The following is a 1,523-nucleotide window of genomic DNA, read 5'->3' as shown; positions in this document are numbered from 1 at the left end:
TGGCTACTGCGGCTTGCCGGTTGCGCAACACGGTGTCGCGCACAGCCTGGGCCAGGCGGCTGTTGGTGTCGGCGCTGGTGAAGCGGGCTTCGATGGCATCCAGCGATTCGTCCAGCGGTTCACCGGCCTGTTGCCGGGCGTCGTAACGCGCGATGGCTTCCCGCGCTTCTTGCACGGTGAGCCCGGTTTCGTCGGCGATGCGCCCAAGCGTGGCCCAGTATTCGATCTGACCGGCCACGGAGCGGCGCTGCGATTGCGCTGCCTGGCGGGCTTTTTGCACCAGCGCGGCGGGCAGCTTGACGGAGGAAAACGGGTTGGCAGTGGGAGGGGTAGGTGGCAAGTTCATGACAACTCCTTTATGGCGCATTTTGCGCCATAAAGGCGAAAACAGCAATCTGCATAATCCAAGGCTCCAGCTTGTCCAATCTGCCGCATGAAAAAACAGGGAACCGTTGTGCGCTGGGATGCAGAAAGGGCCTTCGGATTCATCCGAAGCCCGCAAATCCCGGCCGATGTCTTTTTCCATCTGCGCGACTTCACCGGCCACCCGGGGCCGCGCGAAGGTTTGCAGGTCACGTTCGACGAGATCCATGTGGGCGGCAAAGGCCCCCGGGCTTTGTCCGTCTCGGCCAGCACCAATACCATTCTGGCGCCCACTGCCGAAACGCCGCCCGACGAAGCGGCGCTGCTGCCACCGGGCCGCCGCGCCACCCCGCGCAGCACGCCGCCGCACTTGAAAAAGCGCGACGACCGGCTGGTGTGGTCGGCCTTGGGTTTGATGGCGCTGTGGCTCTTGTTGTGGCTGATCGGCATCGGGCTCGGCCGTTTCCCCTGGGTGGTGCTGACCGGCGTGGTCATGCTCAACCTGCTCACCTTCTACGTCTACTGGCGGGACAAGCACGCCGCCACCGCTGGCGACTGGCGTGTGAGCGAAAACCAATTGCACGGCCTGGCACTGGCCGGTGGCTGGCCTGGCGCCTGGTTTGCGCAACAAATCCTGCGCCACAAATCCAGCAAGCAGCCTTTTCGGTCGATGTATTGGGCCACCGTGGGGCTCAACTACCTGGGCTTGCTGGCCTGGATCTTCTGGCCGCAACTCAGCGGCGTTTGATCCGGCCCCCAGGCGCGGTCGGTCAACCCGGCTTGCGCTTGGTCGGCGTGCCGGGGCGGGCCGCACCACCGGTCTGCCGCGGAGGTAAACCGGTGTGCTGCGTGAGCAAACGCCCTTTGGACGGTTGGGCCGCCGCTTTGCCCACCGGCGTGCTGTTCTTGCGGCGCGCGCTGGTGTAGCTGCCATCCGTCAGCGGCTGGAAAGTGGGAATCAAATGGTGTTTGCCGTTGCCGATCAAATCGGCACGACCCATGGACTTGAGCGCTTCGCGCAACAACGGCCAGTTGTTCGAATCGTGGTAACGCAGAAACGCCTTGTGCAGGCGCCGGCGCTTGTCACCGCGCACGATGTCCACCTTCTCGGCCCGCCTCGGGTCGCGGCTGATGCCCTTGAGCGGGTTCATGCTGGTGTG

At 64.5% G+C, this 1,523-nt stretch carries 3 protein-coding genes; 1 reads left to right on the top strand and 2 read right to left on the bottom strand.

Annotated elements, in window-relative coordinates; translation table 11 throughout:
• Window positions 1–346, bottom strand: a 346-nt coding sequence (locus ABYB95_RS23360) for a hypothetical protein (protein WP_372662721.1), incomplete at its 3' end; no start/stop codon positions are given.
• Window positions 347–433: 87 nt separating this feature from the next.
• On the opposite strand from ABYB95_RS23360, the gene ABYB95_RS23355 reads away from it, so the two are divergent.
• Window positions 434–1,111 (top strand): DUF1294 domain-containing protein, encoded by a 678-nt coding sequence (locus ABYB95_RS23355; protein ID WP_372662718.1) that lies wholly within the window; start codon window positions 434–436, stop codon window positions 1,109–1,111.
• Between the two features lie 22 nt (window positions 1,112–1,133).
• Here ABYB95_RS23355 and ABYB95_RS23350 read toward each other — a convergent pair.
• Window positions 1,134–1,523, bottom strand: a 390-nt coding sequence (locus ABYB95_RS23350) for a DUF3362 domain-containing protein (protein WP_372662714.1), incomplete at its 5' end; no start/stop codon positions are given.

The organism is Hydrogenophaga sp. (genome assembly GCF_041633695.1).
Classification (GTDB): domain Bacteria; phylum Pseudomonadota; class Gammaproteobacteria; order Burkholderiales; family Burkholderiaceae_C; genus Hydrogenophaga.
The sequence above is the reverse complement of the archived record's forward strand: the minus strand, read 5'-3'. Positions and strand labels throughout refer to the sequence as shown.

Coding starts and splice junctions, on each gene's coding strand:
- ABYB95_RS23355 (WP_372662718.1), top strand. CDS start 434: ATGAAAAAACAGGGAACCGTTGTGCGCTGGGATGCAGAAAGGGCCTTC.